General features: G+C 44.1%; 17 protein-coding genes. All 17 read left to right on the forward strand.

Features of this window, described 5'->3' with window-relative positions; all coding sequences use genetic code 11:
- Positions 1 to 18 precede the first annotated feature (18 nt).
- On the forward strand, positions 19 to 189 hold the full coding sequence (gene rpmF / locus AAEZ00_RS09725; protein WP_101030648.1) for a 50S ribosomal protein L32: 171 nt from the start codon (positions 19 to 21) through the stop codon (positions 187 to 189).
- A gap of 15 nt (positions 190 to 204) precedes the next feature.
- Entirely contained in the window at positions 205 to 1,233 is a 1,029-nt protein-coding gene (plsX, locus tag AAEZ00_RS09730; protein ID WP_101030652.1) for a phosphate acyltransferase PlsX, read from the forward strand.
- An 8-nt stretch (positions 1,234 to 1,241) separates the two neighbouring features.
- On the forward strand, positions 1,242 to 2,201 hold the full coding sequence (locus AAEZ00_RS09735) for a beta-ketoacyl-ACP synthase III (protein ID WP_351074312.1): 960 nt from the start codon (positions 1,242 to 1,244) through the stop codon (positions 2,199 to 2,201).
- A gap of 34 nt (positions 2,202 to 2,235) precedes the next feature.
- The gene (gene fabD, locus AAEZ00_RS09740; RefSeq protein ID WP_101030658.1) at positions 2,236 to 3,162 is read left to right on the forward strand and encodes an ACP S-malonyltransferase; all 927 of its coding nucleotides are present in this window, start codon (positions 2,236 to 2,238) and stop codon (positions 3,160 to 3,162) included.
- Positions 3,163 to 3,172: 10 nt separating this feature from the next.
- On the forward strand, positions 3,173 to 3,919 hold the full coding sequence (gene fabG, locus AAEZ00_RS09745; protein WP_335686273.1) for a 3-oxoacyl-ACP reductase FabG: 747 nt from the start codon (positions 3,173 to 3,175) through the stop codon (positions 3,917 to 3,919).
- A gap of 163 nt (positions 3,920 to 4,082) precedes the next feature.
- Complete coding sequence (gene acpP, locus AAEZ00_RS09750) at positions 4,083 to 4,316, forward strand: acyl carrier protein (protein WP_011496723.1); 234 nt, start codon at positions 4,083 to 4,085, stop codon at positions 4,314 to 4,316.
- A gap of 162 nt (positions 4,317 to 4,478) precedes the next feature.
- On the forward strand, positions 4,479 to 5,720 hold the full coding sequence (gene fabF / locus AAEZ00_RS09755; protein ID WP_351074315.1) for a beta-ketoacyl-ACP synthase II: 1,242 nt from the start codon (positions 4,479 to 4,481) through the stop codon (positions 5,718 to 5,720).
- A 119-nt stretch (positions 5,721 to 5,839) separates the two neighbouring features.
- On the forward strand, positions 5,840 to 6,328 hold the full coding sequence (locus AAEZ00_RS09760; RefSeq protein ID WP_351088608.1) for an acyl-CoA thioesterase: 489 nt from the start codon (positions 5,840 to 5,842) through the stop codon (positions 6,326 to 6,328).
- Between the two features lie 16 nt (positions 6,329 to 6,344).
- Positions 6,345 to 7,220, forward strand: coding sequence for an NAD(P)-dependent oxidoreductase (locus tag AAEZ00_RS09765; protein ID WP_335686270.1), 876 nt, complete (start codon positions 6,345 to 6,347; stop codon positions 7,218 to 7,220).
- A gap of 407 nt (positions 7,221 to 7,627) precedes the next feature.
- Positions 7,628 to 7,963, forward strand: coding sequence for a tetraheme c-type cytochrome CctA (cctA, locus tag AAEZ00_RS09770; protein WP_101030672.1), 336 nt, complete (start codon positions 7,628 to 7,630; stop codon positions 7,961 to 7,963).
- 608 nt (positions 7,964 to 8,571) lie between these two features.
- On the forward strand, positions 8,572 to 11,361 hold the full coding sequence (locus tag AAEZ00_RS09775; RefSeq protein WP_351088609.1) for a nitrate reductase: 2,790 nt from the start codon (positions 8,572 to 8,574) through the stop codon (positions 11,359 to 11,361).
- A complete protein-coding gene (gene cobA, locus AAEZ00_RS09780) occupies positions 11,361 to 12,272 on the forward strand; it encodes a uroporphyrinogen-III C-methyltransferase (protein ID WP_124013770.1) in 912 nt (303 codons plus the stop codon). Before AAEZ00_RS09775 ends, cobA begins: the two co-directional genes overlap by 1 nt.
- The gene (locus AAEZ00_RS09785; RefSeq protein WP_351088610.1) at positions 12,265 to 13,443 is read left to right on the forward strand and encodes a glycosyl transferase; all 1,179 of its coding nucleotides are present in this window, start codon (positions 12,265 to 12,267) and stop codon (positions 13,441 to 13,443) included. The genes cobA and AAEZ00_RS09785 overlap by 8 nt, the downstream gene beginning before the upstream one ends.
- Entirely contained in the window at positions 13,431 to 14,123 is a 693-nt protein-coding gene (locus AAEZ00_RS09790) for an ANTAR domain-containing response regulator (RefSeq protein ID WP_351088611.1), read from the forward strand. The genes AAEZ00_RS09785 and AAEZ00_RS09790 overlap by 13 nt, the downstream gene beginning before the upstream one ends.
- Positions 14,124 to 14,347: 224 nt before the next feature.
- The gene (gene nirB / locus AAEZ00_RS09795; protein WP_351088612.1) at positions 14,348 to 16,951 is read left to right on the forward strand and encodes a nitrite reductase large subunit NirB; all 2,604 of its coding nucleotides are present in this window, start codon (positions 14,348 to 14,350) and stop codon (positions 16,949 to 16,951) included.
- Entirely contained in the window at positions 16,948 to 17,274 is a 327-nt protein-coding gene (gene nirD, locus AAEZ00_RS09800) for a nitrite reductase small subunit NirD (RefSeq protein WP_351074327.1), read from the forward strand. The genes nirB and nirD overlap by 4 nt, the downstream gene beginning before the upstream one ends.
- Before the next feature lie 11 nt (positions 17,275 to 17,285).
- Entirely contained in the window at positions 17,286 to 18,752 is a 1,467-nt protein-coding gene (locus AAEZ00_RS09805; protein WP_335686264.1) for a NarK family nitrate/nitrite MFS transporter, read from the forward strand.
- The last annotated feature ends 26 nt before the right edge of the window (positions 18,753 to 18,778 follow it).

Raw genomic sequence — 18,778 nt, forward strand, 5'->3', positions numbered from 1 at the left:
TCGTAGGAGACAGGTCCAATGGCTGTACAAAAGAATAAAAAATCACGTTCAAAGCGTGGTATGCGTCGTTCACATGATTCATTGAGCACAGCTCAATTATCAGTAGACGCAACCAGCGGTGAATTACATCTACGTCACAACGTGACTGCTGATGGTTTTTACCGCGGTGTAAAGGTTATCAACAAGTAATTTGTTGCTAATCTAATGATAAATCTGACGCTTGCGTTAGATGCGATGGGGGGCGATCACGGCCCCCACGTGACAGTGCCTGCAGCCTTGCAGGCATTGAAATTTCACACATCTTTAAATATTATTTTGGTTGGCAATCAAACCGAAATAGAAAAATATCTACCTCAAGCTCACTCAACAGATCTATCCCGTATTGAAATAATCCATACCACTGAAGTCGTGACAATGTGCGATAAGCCCATTCATGCTTTGCGTTCACGTAAAAACAGTTCTATGAGAATTGCCCTTGAGCTCGTGCGCGACGGCAAAGCCGCTGCTTGCGTTAGTGCCGGTAACACGGGCGCATTAATGGCGATGGCTAAGGTGTTATTAAAAACCTTACCGGGTATTGATCGACCTGCACTTGTGTCTTGCTTACCTGCAATGACCGGAAAACCGGTTTATTTATTGGATTTAGGGGCTAATGTATCTTGTGACTCAGATACCTTATTCCAGTTTGCTATTATGGGGTCTGTATTATGTGAAGCTGTCCATAAGAAATCCCGTCCCAAAGTCGCTTTGCTTAATGTTGGCATTGAAGCGATTAAGGGTAACGACCAAGTTCAACAGGCCGGTCAAATTTTACAACATACCGAGCAAATTAATTATATTGGCTTTGTAGAAGGCGATGAAATTTACACAGGTAATGTGGATGTGATTGTTTGCGACGGATTTGTCGGCAATATTACCTTAAAGACTTCAGAAGGCATTGCAAAACTGTTAGTACACCAATTAAAACGCGGCTTAAATGACGGTTTTTTTGTTCGTTTACTCTCCAAACTCATCGCTCCTCGTATACAAGCTGTTCTCAGTAAGATGAACCCCGACCACTATAACGGTGCAAGTCTGATAGGATTGCGCGGAATAGTAGTAAAGAGTCATGGTAACGCGGATGAAGCTGCATTTTTACAAGCATTAAATTTAGCAGCAACAGAAGCAAAACGTCGTCTTCCTGAAATGATTAAAGATCGTTTGGAGTCGATTCTTTTAGACATCAATAGCTGATCTCATATATGCAAACAAAAATTCTCGGAACAGGTAGCTATCTACCTGTGCAAGTTCGTAGCAATCAAGATCTCGAAAAAATGGTTGAAACCACTGACCAATGGATTGTTGATCGAACCGGTATTTCTGAGCGGCGTATTGCTGCAACAGACGAATCGGTTTCAACAATGGGTTATCAAGCGGCATTAAAAGCGCTTGAAATGGCGGGGCTCGAAGCAAGTGATCTTGATATGATTGTTTGTGGAACCACAAGTGCCTCAAACGCATTTCCTGCTGCGGCATGCGAAATTCAAGCCTCATTAGGCGTCAAAAATATCCCTGCCTTTGATATTGCTGCCGCGTGTTCTGGTTTTATTTATGCTTTATCGGTTGCAAATCAATTTGTTAAAACCGGTGCCGCTAAAAAAGTACTGGTTATTGGTTCCGATGTGTTGTCGCGAATGTGTGATCCTTCTGACCGCTCCACTGTGATTTTGTTTGGTGATGGTGCGGGCGCTGCGATTATTGGTGCCAGTGATACTCCCGGTATCATTGCGACACATATTTATGCTGATGGGAGCCAGGGGGACTTATTAAAATGTTCTTTCCCACCTCGAGCGAATGAAAGTTCTGAAGCTGTCGGTTTTATGACGATGAAAGGTAACGATGTGTTTAAAGTGGCGGTAACTCAGTTGTCTAATGTGGTCACCGAAACCTTGCTCCTTAATAATGTCGATAAATCAGAAATTGACTGGTTAGTGCCACATCAAGCTAATTTCCGCATTATCAAGGCAACAGCAAAGAAACTTAACATGAGTTTAGACAAAGTCATTCTCACATTAGCTAAACACGGCAATACCTCTGCGGCATCAGTACCGATAGCGCTTGACGAAGCCGTTAGAGATGGCCGAATCCAGCGTGGACATTTATTACTACTCGAAGCATTTGGGGGTGGTTTTGCTTGGGGCAGTGCACTAATCCGTTTTTAATTTTGAAATTTATTTTTTATACAGGTAACCGTTGATGGAAAATGTTGCTTTTGTATTTCCTGGCCAAGGTTCACAGGCCGTAGGAATGTTAGCTGAATTGGCTCAAAATCATGTCATTATTGGGCAAACCTTTGCCCAAGCAAGTGATGCGTTAGGTTATGATTTATGGGATCTTGTTGCCAATGGCCCAGCTGAAACCTTAAATGAAACAGATAAAACCCAGCCTGCATTGCTCACGGCAAGCGTGGCTATCTGGCGCGCATATCAGGCATCGAACAAGCCCATGCCCTCATTACTTGCAGGCCACAGTCTTGGTGAATACTCTGCGTTAGTGTGCGGTGGTGTGATTGAATTTACTGATGCAGTTAAATTAGTTGAGCTTCGTGGTAAATTAATGCAACAAGCCGTTCCTGCTGGGTCTGGCGCGATGTATGCCATTATTGGCCTTGATGATGATGCTATTGCCAAAGTGTGTGCAGAGTCTGCTGAAGGCGGTGTGGTGAGCCCTGTTAACTACAATAGTCCCGGTCAAGTGGTTATCGCGGGTGAAAAAGCTGCGGTTGAACGCGCTGCTGCTGCATGTAAAGCTGCTGGTGCTAAAATGACAGTGGCATTGCCAGTGAGTGTGCCATCACATTGTGCGTTGATGAAGCCAGCAGCTGATGAATTAGCCAAAGCCTTAATGGAAGTGACATTCTCTGAGCCTATAATTAATGTTGTTAACAATGTTGATGTGGCAATGCCGACAAATGCCCAGGCCATTAAAGATGCTTTAGTGCGTCAATTGTATTGTCCAGTGCGTTGGCGTGAGTCGGTTGAATTTATGGCGACACAAGGTGTTACAAAATTAATAGAGTGTGGACCAGGGAAAGTATTAACCGGTTTAACAAAAAGAATTAATAAATCGATATCCGCTCAAGCGGTCAATGATGTTGCTTCATTTGCAGCATTAGTCGAATAAAGGAGTTGATATGAGCTTTAGCATTAATTTAGACGGCAAAGTTGCCTTGGTGACGGGGGCCAGTCGTGGCATTGGCCGAGCGATTGCTGAATCGTTAGTACAAGCCGGCGCGATGGTTATCGGAACGGCAACCAGTGAAAAAGGCGCTGCGGCGATCCAAGCATACTTGGGTGACAAAGGCTTTGGGATGGTGTTAAATGTCACTGATACTCAGTCAGTGGCTGATTTATATAGCCAGATCAAAGAAAAAACCGGTGAAGTTGATATTCTCATCAACAACGCAGGTATTACCCGTGATAATTTATTGATGCGGATGAAAGATGATGAATGGCAAGATATTATTGACACTAATTTGACATCACTATTTAAATTGTCTAAACCAGTAATGCGATCTATGATGAAAAAGCGTTTCGGACGTATTATCAGCATCGGTTCTGTTGTGGGTACAATGGGCAATGCAGGCCAAGTAAATTACTCGGCTGCCAAAGCGGGTTTGATTGGATTTACAAAATCTCTTGCAAGAGAGGTTGCATCTCGTCAAATAACAGTGAATGCTGTTGCACCTGGATTTATTCAGACAGATATGACAGATGAGCTGACAGTAGAGCAGCAACAAGCTATCATGTCGCAAGTTCCGATGGAACGATTAGGGCAAGCACAAGAAATTGCCAATGCAGTATTGTTTTTGGCCTCGGATTCAGCCGCTTATATCACAGGCGAAACATTGCATGTGAATGGCGGCATGTACATGGTTTAAGAGCGATAGGTAGGCAACTACCTTCATTTGAGTCAGTGTTAGTGACAATTCAATGTTATTTTTTGTGGTTAGACCACAAAATCTAAGCTTGCATTGTTATCTAATTCGAATAAACTACTCGCAATCTTACGCAAGTGCGTAATTTGAATAGGAAAGAAAACTAATGAGCAACATCGAAGAACGTGTAAAGAAAATCATCATCGAGCAACTTGGCGTTAAAGAAGAAGACGTTAAATCAGCTGCTTCTTTTGTAGACGATTTAGGCGCAGATTCTCTAGACACTGTTGAATTGGTTATGGCTCTAGAAGAAGAGTTTGACACCGAGATCCCTGACGAAGAAGCTGAAAAGATCACTACTGTTCAAGCAGCGATCGATTACGTTTCTAAGAATCAGTAATCAAGAATTCACAAAAACAGGCGGCATTTATGCCGCCTGTTTTTGTTTAAAGCATTTGTAAACGCTCGTTCCATTTAATTGCATTAGAACATCCTTCCTTATACTTCTTTAGCTATATCGCAATAATGGCATCGTGGCAGATTTTATTTAAAGGTGAATATCATGTCTAAACGTCGTGTCGTCATCACAGGTCTTGGCCTCGTGACTCCAGTAGGTAATGATGTCGAGTCTTGTTGGAATGCCTTACTGGCTGGTAAGAGTGGTATTGCTCCCATTACCAAATTTGATGCCAGTGGTTTTAATACTCGTTTCAGTGGCTCAGTAAAAGATTTTGACGTCGAACAATATTTAACGAAAAAAGATGCCCGTAAAATGGATTTATTTATCCAATATGGCATGGCTGCAGGTATTCAAGCAGTAAAAGACTCTGGCCTAGATATGAGCCAAGAAAATCCTGCTCGTGTGGGTGTTGCTATTGGTGCCGGTATGGGCGGCATGTGGTTAATCGAGCAAGGCCATTCGGCATTACTCAATGGCGGACCACGTAAGGTGTCGCCTTTTTTTGTGCCGAGCACCATTATTAATATGATCGCCGGCCACTTGTCAATTATGTACGGTATGACAGGGCCCAATTTTGCGGTTACCACGGCTTGTACTACCGGTGTGCATAACATTGGTTTTGCCGCTCGGACTATTGCTTATGGTGATGCTGATGTTATGGTCGCCGGTGGTGCTGAAGATGTCACTAGCCCATTAGGGGTTGCTGGTTTTAGTTCAGCTAAAGCATTATCTACTCGTAATGACGACCCAACAGCAGCAAGTCGCCCATGGGACAAAGACCGTGATGGTTTTGTTATTGGCGACGGTGCAGGTGTCATTGTGATGGAAGAGTACGAGCGAGCTAAAGCACGTGGCGCTAAAATTTACGGCGAGCTGGTTGGTTTTGGCATGAGTGGTGATGCATTCCACATGACATCACCACCGAGTGACGGCGCTGGTGCTGCGGCGGCTATGGTCAATGCCATTAACGATGCACAAATTGAAAAAGAACTAGTGGGCTATATCAATGCCCATGGCACATCAACGAATGCAGGTGATAAAGCCGAAGTGGCTGCGGTGAAATCTGTGTTTGGGCCACATGCCTATGATGTATTGGTGAGCTCGACCAAATCAATGACCGGTCATTTACTCGGTGCTGCAGGTGCTGTTGAAGCAATCATTACTTTGTTGGCATTACGTGATCAGCATGTTCCTCCTACTATTAATTTAGACAATCCTGATGAAGGTTGTGATTTAGATTTTGTCGCACACACTTCTCGTCGTCATCAATTTGATTACGCATTATGTAATTCATTTGGTTTTGGTGGCACCAACGGTTCATTATTGTTTAAAAAAATCAATTAATGATAGTGACATAGATAAAAAGCGCCGATGGCGCTTTTTTTGTATGTTTAAGCTTTTTTTGGATTAAGACAAAGTGTATCGTTAAGTTCCGATACATCCTGCGATGACTTGGAGGCTTTATGGCCGGTATAGATAGAAAGCTCACGTTACGTTTTTTGGCTGAGCCCGCAGATGTCAATTTCGGCGGTAAAGTACACGGCGGCGCCGTAATGAAATGGATCGATTTAGCGGCTTACGCTACCGCTGCAGGTTGGAGTGGTAAGTATTGTATTACCGTCTATGCAGGGGGTATTCGTTTTGTTAAACCCATTCACGTTGGCCATATTGTTGAGGTGACGGGTAAAGTGATTTATACCGGCAGCACATCTATGCATGTCGCAATTGATGTTAAGGCTGGCGATCCTAAAGATTCAGAGCGTTATCTCACGACCCATTGTATTGTGATTATGGTGGCGGTTGATGATGAAGGCAAACCCACCTCGGTACCTGAATGGATCCCAACGACAGCCGACGATATTCATTTACGTGATACAGCATTACGTTTAATGGACATGCGTAAGCGTATTGGCGCCGAAATGGAAGCTCACGTTAAACCTTCAGTAGTATAAATAAAAGGGGAAAATCATGGCTAAGGTAGCATTTATTGGATTAGGCGTTATGGGGTATCCTATGGCGGGACATTTAGTTAAACAAGGTCACGATTTGACCGTGTATAACCGAACGGCCAGTAAAGCTCAACAATGGGTTGAGCAGCATGGCGGTCGACGCGCGGATACACCAAAAGACGCGGCTAAAGGACAAGACATTGTGTTTACCTGTGTCGGTAATGATGATGATTTACGTCAAGTGGTATTGGGGGATCAAGGCGCCATTCACGGTATGCATGCAGGTGCTATTTTGGTCGACCATACCACAGCTTCAGCCGATGTCGCGCGCGACATTGCCGCCCAATTGACCCCACAAAATATTGGCTTTTTAGATGCGCCTGTTTCAGGTGGCCAAGCGGGAGCTGAAAATGGTGTGTTAACCGTGATGATGGGCGGTGAACAGGCTGATTTTGATACGGTTAAACCCGTTATTGATGCATATAGTCGCTGTGCTGAATTGCTTGGACCTGCAGGTTCGGGTCAGTTGACTAAAATGGTCAATCAAATTTGTATTGCGGGTGTGGTTCAAGGCTTAGCTGAAGGACTTCATTTTGCAAAGAGTGCGGGTTTAGATGGCTTAAAAGTCATTGAGGTCATCAGTAAAGGTGCTGCACAAAGTTGGCAGATGGAGAATCGTTATCAGACTATGTGGCAAGGTCAATATGATTTCGGCTTTGCTATCGATTGGATGCGAAAAGACTTAGGCATTGCCCTAGATGAAGCTCGCCGAAATGGTAGCCATTTACCTGTCGCGGCATTAGTTGATCAGTTTTATTCTGAAGTTCAGGCGATGAAAGGCAACCGTTGGGATACTTCTAGTTTACTCGCTCGTTTAGAAAAATCTCGCAGTTAATATCAACAAATCATTGTTATAAATGCGATAGCTCAAAGATAGCCTCAACATTAGTCGGGGCTTTTTATTGGCGACAATTCAACTTAAATTAACCATGACTACATTAGCTATTATTGGTAGCAAGTCGGTTTGTTGACTAAAAACCATTGCGTTACATGATGTGGCGCACATATTCAAAATGTTAACGCTGCTATTATTACCTAATCTAAATTAATTTTGCTTAAAGTAGATTGATTAGCTACGTTTATATTATCAGTTAATTTGCGATTGTTTTATGAATTGTTTTAATGAATTGTTTATAAACAAAGTTGTTGAGTAAACCCTTAAGTAAAGTGTCGTACTGCAGTGTGATGATCCGCGTCAGATAAAAAGAATGCGGGCACACACTAAAATTGGAGGAATGAAAAGTGAGCAATAAATTACTAAGTACATTGTTTGCGGCCGGTTTCGCGGTAATGATGATGTCTTCTGCATCATTTGCTGCTGATGAGACCCTCGCTGAGTTTCATGTTGAAATGGGTGGCTGTGAAAACTGTCACGCTGATGGAGAGCCATCATCAGATGGTGTATATGAATTTGAACAATGTCAAAGTTGTCATGGTTCTCTTGCTGAAATGGATGATAACCATAAGCCGCATGATGGTATGTTAATGTGTGCAGATTGCCACGCACCACATGACGCAAAAGTAGGCGAAGTACCAACGTGTGATACATGTCATGACGATGGCCGTACTGCAAAATAAGCTATCTTGATAGCTGAAAAATACCGACTTTATGTCGGTATTTTTGTTTCTATTCTCCTAATAACTGACTAAAACCTTACATCTGCCTGCATAAATAAGCCTAACTTAACCTCAATCCGGGATACGGGGTGGGGGGTGGGGTAAACCGATCGGGATCAGTCTATTTCAAGTCATAGATATAACTTGCCATTATTTTGCTTAGCGAGGCGATGAGGGAGGCTTGTTTACCCGTTTGGGCTAAAGCCTGATGAATTTATTCAGCAAAAGATAGACAGTGTTGCCACTCGACTTGCAGGCATTCCCATTGGTTACGCGTCTGCGTTGTATCAACTGACTAGAAAAAACTATTCCTACCTCAATATGCCTTGAGTTGATCATTTGCTTATAAGGGATGAAACAACAAGGTTATACCTCTTTATAGGTATTAAAATCCCTTTATTTTCAGATAGATGCGCAACAAAAGTGCGCAGGCCTGCACTTTTGTTGCACAAATATTGCTGTTATCAATCTAGACGGTTTTTATTTCTATTGTAAATCAGTAAGTTAATTTTTTGGCACAGCTTTCGCAGTAGTTTACTATGAAATAATCCAGGTGAAAGGGTAGATGTATGTCAAAGATCCAATCGAGTTGTGCTTATTGTGGTGTCGGGTGTGGCGTAAGCGTGTCACCGAACAAAGCGGATTGGACTGATATAAATACAGCTGATTTATCATTAGTGGGTGATATCAATCATCCTGCAAATTACGGTCATTTATGTGCTAAAGGTGAACGCTTACTCGACAGTTTAGATCAGCCCAATGTGCTACGTTATCCAAAATATCGTTCAGGTAAACCCCTTGATTGGAATAGTGCGAGCACCTTAATTGCTGATACTTTTGCACAAACCATTGCTGAGCATGGCCCCGGCTCTGTTGCCCTTTATCTTTCAGGGCAATTACTCACTGAAGATTATTATGTCGCGAATAAGTTCGCCAAAGGTTTTTTAAAAACGGCTAACATCGATACTAACTCTCGTTTATGTATGTCGTCAGCGGTGAGTGCAATGCAACGCGCTTTTGGTGAAGACGTGGTGCCAGGTTGCTTTGATGACCTAGAGCAAGCAGAAGTCATCGTGCTGGTGGGTGCTAACACTGCTTGGACTCATCCGGTGCTTTTTCAACGAATATTAGCGGCTAAAAAAACCAATAATGCCCATTTAGTGGTTATCGACCCGCTATCAACCGCGACAGCTAAACAAGCGGATTTACATTTAGCGATTACACCAGGTGCCGATTTAGCATTATTTCATGGCTTACTGGGTTATTTAGCCGATCAAAATTGTGTTGATCACACTTACATTGCAGCACACACCGAGGGTTTTGATTCTGTTGTGTCCGAGGCGCAACAATTAAGTGCCAATTTAGCCGAACTCGCAAACCAAGTCGGAGTATCTGTTACTCGTCTTACTGAGTTTTATCAATTAGTGGCGGCTCATAAAAAAGTACTTACCGCATCTTGTCAGGGAGTGAATCAATCAACTATAGGCACAGATACCACCAATGCGATGATTAACTGTCATCTTGCCTTAGGTCAAATTGGACAAATAGGCAGTGGTTTCTTTTCGTTAACCGGACAACCTAATGCTATGGGCGGCCGTGAAGTCGGTGGTTTAGCGAGCCAGTTAGCCTGTCATATGGGATTTTCAGCACCTGAACGTCAGCTATTAGCTGATTTCTGGCAAACCGACAGCGTAGCCGAACAAAAAGGCTTAGCAGCAGTAGAGATGTTTGATGCCCTTGCCGATGGCAAAATTAAAGCGATTTGGATTATGGGTACCAACCCAGTGGTGTCGTTACCTAATAGTGAAAAAATCGCCAAAGCCTTAGCCGATTGCCCCTTTGTAGTGGTATCTGAAATTAGCCCAGACTCAGATACCGCCAAGCTTGCTGATGTGTTATTGCCAGCGCAAGGTTGGTCAGAAAAATGCGGTACTGTTACCAACAGTGAACGCACCATTACCCGCCAGCGTGGGTTTATTACCCCCAAAGGTCAAGCTAAAGCTGATTGGTGGGCTATGAGCCAAGTGGCCAAAAAAATGGGCTTTCACGGATTTGATTTTGATGATAACGCCAGTGTTTTCAACGAATTTGCCGCCATGTCTGCTCGAGTAAAACAGCAGTTTCCTAACAAAGTATTTGATTTAACTGGCTTAGCCGACTTATCAAAAAGGCAATATGATGCGTTACTGCCAACACAATGGCCTATTGCTTCTGCTACGCAAATAGGCCAGCGAGGCGGACGAGTTTTCAGTGATGGTGTGTTTGCCACTGCAAGTGGTAAAGCGCAATTTGTCGCGCCAGCGCCTGTTAATCCATCAGAGCAGTCGTTAACCAACAACACACTGTTATTAAACAGCTGCCGTAGTCGCGATCAGTGGCATACCATGACTCGCACCGGACATATCGCCAGTTTACGCGCCAGCATTCCTGAGCCTGTTATTCATTTACATTCATCACAGTTGCAAAAATTCTCCTTAACCGAAGGTGGTTTTGTACGAATTCAATCAGCACTGACCCCGCACTCAATGGATACCAATGCGACCATATTATCGTCAGCCTTCACTGTGGCACGCGCCGTTGTCGATGACGATATGCCAGCCAATGTGGCATTGATGTCGATGCATTGGTCGGCGCAGTTCTCTATGACCAAAGGGGTGAATCAGGCGTTAGATGCCCGTGTTGATCCAATATCAAAGCAACCAGGATTTAAGTGTCAACCAGTGATATTAAGCCCCGTTCTACTTGCGCTGCAAGGTGTTGTTTTTGGTCAACACGACTCTTCTGCTCACGGGCTATGCTGGCAAGTTGCACAAACGCTGGAGAACGGAGTGTGTCATCACATTGGTTTTACAGATACCAACGACGGTTTTGCCTACCAAGCGACAGCCTATTCACTTAAATGGACCTTAACGGTAGATGGCCAGCCTTTATATATCCAATGCAATATGGATAAAGGATTACTTAAGGCATTAAAAGTGTTGTCTCACACTCAAGTGAATGTGGGCTTAAATCAGATGAATACGTTTATTGGCAAGCCTGTCGACAAGCCGTTAATGAAGTTGCTACATCAGCAAATTAAAGCCGGTAATAGCCCGTTAATCTGTGCTTGTACAGGGGTAACCGAAGCGAGCATTAACGACGAAATCAATCAACAATTTAACGACCAAGTGATGGGTGACGGTTTAGCCAACATCAGTTTTCAACAGGCATTAGATAGCACTCAATCATTATTAGGTTGCGGGCGTCAATGTGGCAGTTGTCACAGTGAAGTAAAGCAGTGTGCCAAGCAAAGTTGGCTGGATGCATTATCGTACACCGAAATTGAACATCAACATGCAGTAGAAGAGGACGTTGCCTAATGAATAGCGTAGATGCAATGATAAAAGGTCATCAGCCAATTAACTCTTTAGGCTGTCTTACTGATGGATTACCTACAAGCGAACTGCAAGCTGGCGAAGTCGCCATTGTTGGCGCAGGTTGTGGTCAATTGGATTTGATGACCATTAAGGCGGCGCGGATTGTTGCTCAAGCCGATGCACTCGTGTTTGACAGCCTTGTTAGCAGCGATATTTTAACCTTAGTGACGCCATCTTGTCAGCGCCACTTTGTCGGTAAACGTTGCGGCCAGCCCAGTGTTAATCAAGAAGATATTAATGCGTTATTACTGAGCTTGGCACAGCAAGGGTTTAAAGTGGTGCGCTTAAAAGGCGGAGACCCGCATATTTTCGGTCGCGGCTCAGAAGAGGCGCTTTACTTGGCTCAGCAGGGGATCCGTTCGCAGTTTATTGCCGGTGTTACCGCCGCGTTAGGTTGTGCTTCTAGCACAGGTATTCCACTGACGTTTCGTGGTATGGCTCGAAGTGTCACCCTGATCACCGGCACAAAAATGACCGATGCAGATAATGCAAATGCTCCTACGCAGTGGCAAGCATTGCTCACAGCACAGTCCACCTTAGTTTTTTATATGGGTAAAGAACAAGCGGCAAGCATCTCACTCGGGTTACTCGATACCCAATGCGCCGCTAACTTGCCGGTGGCTTTTGTTACCAATGGCGGTAGACCAAACCAAATTGTGACTTATGCAACCGTTGACTCTATGGCTGATGCTGCGTTGACTATTAAGGACTCTGGGCCAACATTAATCATTATTGGTGAAGTGGTCAGTGTCGGCCAACAGCTTAGTGCTTTACTCGACGATATTGATTTTGTTTCACCACAGCCAGAGTCACAACCACATTCTGAATATGAATGCGAGGTGCTATATGCCTAAAATTGGTGAGTTAACCCTGACATCAGTCGATGAATTTGATTTTAGGTTATTGATCAAAGCCTTGGGTAAGGGCGAAAAAGGCTCGCGGACGTTAACATTTGCTGAGGCCAGCTTATTACTTGAAGGTTTTGCTAAAGGAAAAGCCACCCGGGTACAGATGGCGAGTGCCATGATGTTAATGCGCGTTCGTGGTGAAACCACAGAAGAAGTTGCTGGGATGGTCGCAGGGCTACGTCATACATTAGATACTGGTTGGGGGACATTGGCGGTTGATATTGACTGGCCTGTGTATGCGGGTAAGCGTGAGCAGTTACCGTGGTTATTGTTGGTGGCTAAACTACTGGCAAGCCAAGGTGTGCGTGTAATGTTGCATGGCGACAGCCAAGCTTTACCCCATCGCCGCCATGTTGAATCTTGCTTAGCGGCAGTCAATATTGCTTGTTGTACTACACCACAAAGCGCTAATGCAGCCTTGCTATCCGATAACATTGTTTATGTATGTGCGGGTGATTTAGCACCAGTGTTAGATGAGTGCCGCCAGTTGCATCAAGAATTGGGTCTTCGTAGCCTTATTCAAACTGCAGCGCGGTGTATCAACCCAACTAATGCAGCGATCAGTCTGCGTAGCTACTTTCACCCCGGGTTAGATTATCTGCACCAAGGCATATGCGAAATCTTATTTGCAAAAGGTGAATACCATACCGGCAGTGTCGCGATTTTTAAAGGTTTACAAGGCGAAACAGAATGTAATCCAAGAGTGTCGACCACGATGACTGTCGTCAACGGACAAGCAAACACTATAGTGGTATCGAGCTTATCGATCCCCACATTATTAGAAGGTTTTTCTGGTGCGAAAGTGGGCCAAGCTGAATTGTCTAGCGACATTCTTGCGCTGTTATGGCGCGAACAACAGCCTTTTTCAGTCAATAAACTCACAGAATTAATGTCGCGCACCATGATCGAGCAAGCGCTTAGCAGTATTCAGGCTACTTTGGCTGCGTTGCTGCTATTACTGAGCCACCAATCAGCTGCGATAGATTCAATTAACGCAACGGCGATTACAGCAGCGCAAGCCGTCAGTTTGAGTCAACAATGTTGGGCAAACCGTTTTAGTACAACAGATAATCCACTAGATCAATGGCGGAACAAGGAGTGGTTATGCGCAGTTTAATCCTTTGCGATCAGAGCTTTGCGGCTGTACCTGTGGCCGATTGTGATCTGGTGCAGTATCAGACTTGTTTGGCGGCGTTTGGGCATGTCACTGTATTGACTTCGGTAAGCCAAGTTGAGCAACAATTACATCAACAAACATTTGATACCTTGTTGGTATTAACCGAGACATTACACAGTCAAATTCAGGGGCTGATCCAGCGTACATTAACGAGTAAACCTATGGTGATCGTTGTCAATGCCAAAACATGGCAACAGGCAGCGTTAACCGATTTGCTTGATTGTGGGCGCATCACTTTTATTCCGGATATGCTGACCGTTAACCGTTTAACCAGCGTGATCAGTTTAGCCCAAGCGCGTTTTAATGCCGCCAGTAAAACCTTAGCCGAATTTAAAAAGTTAGATGATGAAATTCGCAGTATAAAACTGCTCAGCCAAGCAAAGTTGATTGTAATGCAACAAGGGTTTGATGAAGCCAAAGCACACCACATTATTCAACAACAAGCGATGCAAAAAGGCTTGTCGGTGGCACAAATGTCGGCACAAATTATTGCAGTTGTCAGCAAGCAAAATACTTCGTTAGCAGTCGATACTTTAGCGGTGAACAATGATGGTGCGCCTCATTTTGGTGCGATTATCCCTAAGGCGGACATATTATCGTCTCAGCACAAAGGCTGCTAAGTTTTAATTATATATTAATCAAGTGATTATGGTTTTTTTGTTTGTTGGCATAGAGCCTGCAACATCACAGTATGATACTGAAAGTCGATAATGGTTTTTTAAACCATTAATGTTCAAACAATAAAATTTAAAAAATCGGAATAGTAACAGGCAATGGCGCCAACTCTTTAAGCGGAGTTGGCGCCATTTTGTTTTTTACGGTCCATGGCATGAAGGAGCAGGATATGGCAGTCTCAAAACCCAAGTTAGTGGTGGTCGGTAATGGCATGGTAGGTCATCACTTTATTGAGCAATTGTGTAGTTTAGGGCTCAATAAAACGTTTGATGTGCATGTGTTTGGTGAAGAACCCCGTCCAGCCTATGATCGAGTGCAATTATCAAAATATTTTGAGACCGGTAGCGCCGATCCGTTAATGTTAACCAGTGCGCAAGACTATCAAGATTGGGGCATTTCGCTGCACTTAAATACCCCGATCACCGCGGTTGATATTGCCGCTAAAACGGTCACGAGTGCCCAAGGGGGCAATTACCATTATGATCGACTCGTACTGGCAACCGGATCATTTCCGTTTGTGCCGCCTATTCAAGGTAACGATCGCGCTCAGTGTTTAGTGTATCGCACCATTGAAGATCTTGAAGCTATCCAAGCTGCAGCCCAAAACAGTCACGTTGGGGTTGTTGTGGGCGGCGGATTATTAGGCTTAGAAGCCGCTAATGCCATGAAACAACTTGGGGTGAAAACCCACGTTGTTGAGTTTGCGCCACAATTGATGCCCGTTCAGCTAAATGACAAAGCCGGTGATTTATTGTGTAGCAAAATTGAACAACTCGGCGTGAGCGTGCATACCTCAAAAGCCACCACCGCGATTATCGACGGTGAAACGGCATTACATCGAATGACCTTTAATGATGAGTCTTATCTTGAAACTGACATGATTGTCTTTTCAGCGGGTATTCGTCCACAAGATTCATTAGCACGGGTTTCAAATATCAATATTGGTGAACGTGGCGGCATTGAAATTGACAATTACTGTTTAACCTCTGCGCCAGATGTTTATGCCATTGGAGAATGTGCATTATGGCAGCAAAAAATATTTGGGTTAGTGGCCCCAGGTTATCAAATGGCGCGGGTTGTGGCTGCTCATCTTGGCTCATTAACATCAACTAGCGTTTCTCAGTCATTTACCGGCGCAGACATGAGCACCAAATTGAAATTGCTGGGTGTTGACGTGGCCGCTATTGGCGCAAGCCGTGGTTTTGAAAATGCACAATTTGTTGAGTTATCTGATAACCAGGCGGGAATTTATAAAAAGTTATGGTTAGATGAAACCGGTAAATATTTAAAAGGTGCGGTATTAATTGGCGATAACAGCGATTACAGCCGCTTGCTCGATGCTTATTTATCACAAGATGAGATTGAAGGCTCCGCGGTTGAATTATTGCTTGCCGGTGCTGAAAACGAAGCAGATTTAAAAGACTCCTCTATTGTGTGTTCTTGTCATCAAGTGACTAAAGGCGACATTGTTGAGTCTGTAACAGCAGGCAAGCATAAAATAGCTGACATCAAGTCATGTACTCGCGCTGCATCAGGTTGTGGCGGCTGTGCGCCGTTAGTGCAAAAAATTATAGATCAAACATTACAAGCCGCTGGGTTCGATTATAATGCCGGTATTTGCGCCCATTTCGATCACGACAGACAAGCGTTATATCACCTTTGCCAAGTCGAGGGCATCAGTGATTTTGATACTTTAATGACACAACATGGCAAGCCATCAGCAAGTGGTCACACTTATGGTTGTGATATTTGTAAGCCAGCAGCGGCATCTATCTTTGCCAGCTTACAAAACCAGTATGTGCTCAATCAAGACCGCGGTCATGTGCAGCTGCAAGACACCAATGATGCCTACTTAGGTAACATCCAAAAAGACGGCACTTACTCTGTTGTGCCGCGGGTTGCAGGGGGCGAAATTACTCCGACTAAACTTATCGCCATGGGCCAAATCGCCCAAGAATATGATCTGTATACCAAAATAACCGGTGGCCAGCGCATTGATATGTTTGGTGCAACGCTATCGCAGTTACCTGAAATTTGGCAAAAACTCATTGATGCTGGTTTTGAAACTGGCCATGCCTACGGCAAGTCTCTGCGAACGGTTAAGTCTTGTGTTGGCAGTACTTGGTGCCGTTATGGAGTACAAGACGCGGTTGGTTTCGCTATCGATTTAGAAAATCGTTACAAAGGCTTGCGCAGTCCGCATAAATTGAAATTTGCGGTATCGGGTTGTACCCGTGAGTGCGCAGAAGCCCAAAGCAAAGACATCGGTATAATCGCAACCGATAAAGGATGGAATCTGTATGTTGCTGGCAATGGCGGCATGCGTCCGCGTCATGGTGATTTGTTTGCCACCGATTTGTCCACCCAAGACCTGTATAAATACATCGACCGTATTTTGATGTTCTATGTCAAAACCGCAGACAAATTACAGCGCACCTCAACCTGGATGGACGCTTTAGAAGGGGGGGTAGATTACTTAAAATCGGTAGTTATTGATGATGCGCTTGGGATTAATGCCGCGCTAGAACAACAAATGGATCATATCGCTGCCACATACCAATGTGAGTGGAAAACCAGCCTTGAGCAACCTGCTTTTTTGGCGCGTTTTAATGAGTTTGTTAACCCAAATGATGCCCCCGCAACAGATGCCAATGCTTATCAGCGTATTCGGGAACAGCGTTTCCCTAACATTAACGATGCGGGGGCAGGCTCGATTGCCATTAAAGAGATTACTGACGATGTCGAACAAGCCCAAGTGGAGGAATTAGCATGATTTGGATTAATGTGTGCACTGAAGCAAGTATGCCAAAAGGCACGGGAATAGCCGCTTGGGTTGCCGGGCGTGCAGTGGCTATTTTTAACTTAGGTAAAGACGGTTTATTTGCCCTTGATAATATCGATCCTGCTAGTGGTGTGAGTTTGTTAGCCAGAGGATTGATTTGTGAAATTGATGGTGAGCTGTGTGTGGCTTCGCCGCTTTATAAACAGCATTACCGTTTGGATTCGGGGCGTTGTATTGAAAATAATGATCTAGTGGTTAAATCATTTGAAATTAAAACTGAGCAAGGCAATATTTTTGTCTTGGCTCAGGCATAAAGGGGTCCAATATGAGCGCTGAAAAATTTAACCTATTTTCATTTCACGGCAAGATGAAAATCATGCATTTAAGCTGGATGGCCTTTTTTATTACTTTTGTGGTGTGGTTTAACGCTGCCCCGTTAGTCAGCGTGATTGCCGACAGTTTAGGGCTGACGACATCACAGATTAAAACCTTATTGATCCTCAACGTGGCATTAACGATTCCGGCGCGGATCATCATCGGCATGGTTACCGATAAATATGGCCCAAGGATCACCTATTCTGCCTTGTTGGGGATTTGTTCTATACCTTGTTTTATGTTTGCCGTAGCTGATACTTTTGAGCAACTCGCCTTAGCGCGTTTTCTAATTGGTTTTATTGGTGCTGGCTTTGTGGTGGGTATTCGTATGGTAAGCGAATGGTTTCCAGCAAAAGAGCTCGGCACTGCAGAAGGTATTTATGGCGGTTGGGGTAACTTTGGTTCTGCCGCGGCAGCCTTTACATTACCCGCAGTAGCGCTTGCTTTTGGTGGTCCTGACGGCTGGCGTTATGCCATTGGGGTTACCGGTTTAATGAGCTTGTTGTTTGCGTTTGTGTATTATTTTAATGTCACTGATACGCCAAAAGGGTCAACCTACTTTAAGCCCAAAAAAGGCGGCGGTTTAGAAGTCACCAGTAAAAGTGATTTTGTATTGCTGATCCTGATGAAAGTGCCTATGTATGCCACGCTGGCATTGTTGGGTTGGAAGTTATCACCTGCTGGCGTGAGTATGTTTACTCAAGAGACAACTTATCTCATTTACCTTGGCTTAGTGGTGGTGTTCTTGTTCGATTTTTACCAAACCTATCAAGTGAACAAACACTTATATTCAATAGAGGTACCAGAGTTTGAACGGTATCAATTTAAGCAAGTTGCGGTATTAAATGTGCTGTATTTCACTACATTTGGATCTGAGTTAGCTGTTGTGTCTATGTTACCGTTATTTTTTGCCGAAACGTTTGAGCTGGGGATGGCGCAAGCCGGTATGTTGGCATCCAGCTATGCCTTTATGAACTTAATGTCTCGTCCTGGTGGTGGCTGGTTAAGTGACAGGTTTGGTCGTAAAACGACTTTATTAATCCTCACCGCAGGCTTGGCTATCGGTTATTTATCGGTGGCACAAATTGATTCATCATGGTCATTACCAATGGCGGTTACCGTTGTAATGGCATGTTCATTCTTTGTCCAAGGTGGTGAAGGTGCGGTATTTGCTGCAGTGCCGCTGATTAAACGTCGTTTAACAGGCCAAATAGCCGGCATGACAGGGGCTTATGGTAATGTTGGCGCGGTATTTTTCTTAACGGTGTACTCGATAGTCTCTACTCAAGTGTTTTTCTACGTGATTGCAGTCAGTGCCGTATTTGGCTTTGTGACATTATTTTTTATGAAAGAACCCAAAGGTCATATTGCTGAAGTGAATGAAAATGGCGAAGTGACATTAATCAGTGTCAGCTAGTGGTGCTTAAGTAAGTAGTTGCAACC

The organism is Shewanella sp. S1-49-MNA-CIBAN-0167 (assembly GCF_040310145.1).
Lineage (GTDB): Bacteria > Pseudomonadota > Gammaproteobacteria > Enterobacterales > Shewanellaceae > Shewanella > Shewanella psychromarinicola.

What these genes read in the sequence shown, in the direction of transcription:
- nirD (WP_351074327.1), top strand. Translation starts at nt 16,948, where the DNA reads ATGATTTGGATTAATGTGTGCACTGAAGCAAGTATGCCAAAAGGCACG.
- AAEZ00_RS09785 (WP_351088610.1), top strand. Translation starts at nt 12,265, where the DNA reads ATGCCTAAAATTGGTGAGTTAACCCTGACATCAGTCGATGAATTTGAT.
- AAEZ00_RS09760 (WP_351088608.1), top strand. Translation starts at nt 5,840, where the DNA reads ATGGCCGGTATAGATAGAAAGCTCACGTTACGTTTTTTGGCTGAGCCC.
- fabF (WP_351074315.1), top strand. Translation starts at nt 4,479, where the DNA reads ATGTCTAAACGTCGTGTCGTCATCACAGGTCTTGGCCTCGTGACTCCA.
- fabG (WP_335686273.1), top strand. Translation starts at nt 3,173, where the DNA reads ATGAGCTTTAGCATTAATTTAGACGGCAAAGTTGCCTTGGTGACGGGG.
- AAEZ00_RS09775 (WP_351088609.1), top strand. Translation starts at nt 8,572, where the DNA reads ATGTCAAAGATCCAATCGAGTTGTGCTTATTGTGGTGTCGGGTGTGGC.
- AAEZ00_RS09735 (WP_351074312.1), top strand. Translation starts at nt 1,242, where the DNA reads ATGCAAACAAAAATTCTCGGAACAGGTAGCTATCTACCTGTGCAAGTT.
- nirB (WP_351088612.1), top strand. Translation starts at nt 14,348, where the DNA reads ATGGCAGTCTCAAAACCCAAGTTAGTGGTGGTCGGTAATGGCATGGTA.
- AAEZ00_RS09790 (WP_351088611.1), top strand. Translation starts at nt 13,431, where the DNA reads ATGCGCAGTTTAATCCTTTGCGATCAGAGCTTTGCGGCTGTACCTGTG.
- acpP (WP_011496723.1), top strand. Translation starts at nt 4,083, where the DNA reads ATGAGCAACATCGAAGAACGTGTAAAGAAAATCATCATCGAGCAACTT.
- fabD (WP_101030658.1), top strand. Translation starts at nt 2,236, where the DNA reads ATGGAAAATGTTGCTTTTGTATTTCCTGGCCAAGGTTCACAGGCCGTA.
- rpmF (WP_101030648.1), top strand. Translation starts at nt 19, where the DNA reads ATGGCTGTACAAAAGAATAAAAAATCACGTTCAAAGCGTGGTATGCGT.
- AAEZ00_RS09805 (WP_335686264.1), top strand. Translation starts at nt 17,286, where the DNA reads ATGAGCGCTGAAAAATTTAACCTATTTTCATTTCACGGCAAGATGAAA.
- cobA (WP_124013770.1), top strand. Translation starts at nt 11,361, where the DNA reads ATGAATAGCGTAGATGCAATGATAAAAGGTCATCAGCCAATTAACTCT.
- plsX (WP_101030652.1), top strand. Translation starts at nt 205, where the DNA reads ATGATAAATCTGACGCTTGCGTTAGATGCGATGGGGGGCGATCACGGC.
- AAEZ00_RS09765 (WP_335686270.1), top strand. Translation starts at nt 6,345, where the DNA reads ATGGCTAAGGTAGCATTTATTGGATTAGGCGTTATGGGGTATCCTATG.